Raw genomic sequence first — 518 nt, forward strand, 5'->3', positions numbered from 1 at the left:
AGCGGGTACATCAAATCCCCGAACTCGTCGAGCGGCAGGGTAGTCAACGCTTCGAAGCGATGGCGAGCAAGCCAGATATCTTCCCTGAGCACCGGCTCCGAATCGATGAGACGGACTCGAGAGAGGTGAATGCCCTTTTCGCTGCTTTTCATTTGCAGTGCTTCGCGAATCGTCTCGCTTGGTTTCAGAACCGTACGTTCCAGAACCTTTCCCGTCGGCTGAACCGACTTGCCGTCCGCCGATTTGAAGCGAAAAAATCGAAACAAGGAAGAATCGAAGCGAGGTCGGCGAACGAACGTACCTTTTCCCTGTGTGCGTGTCAAAACGCCCTCAGCCACCAGCAAATCGATGGCTTTCCGCAGAGTGCCGATTGATACCTCGTAGGCCTGACAAAGGTCCGCTTCGGTAGGTATCGCCTGCTCGGGTGCCCATTGTCCATCAGCGATACGGCGCACGATATCGTCGCGGATCAGCTGGTAGCGCGGCAGCCGCAGGTCTGCCTTGGCGGGAAAAGTGAC

1 protein-coding gene is annotated in these 518 nt (G+C 56.6%); it reads right to left on the reverse strand.

The window, feature by feature from the left end; translation table 11 throughout:
* Positions 1-494, reverse strand: a 494-nt coding sequence (locus tag AWB74_RS45280; protein WP_061152866.1) for a GntR family transcriptional regulator, incomplete at its 3' end; no start/stop codon positions are given.
* Positions 495-518: the final 24 nt, after the last annotated feature.

It is taken from the genome of Caballeronia arvi (assembly GCF_001544695.2).
In the GTDB taxonomy this organism is placed as follows: domain Bacteria; phylum Pseudomonadota; class Gammaproteobacteria; order Burkholderiales; family Burkholderiaceae; genus Caballeronia; species Caballeronia arvi.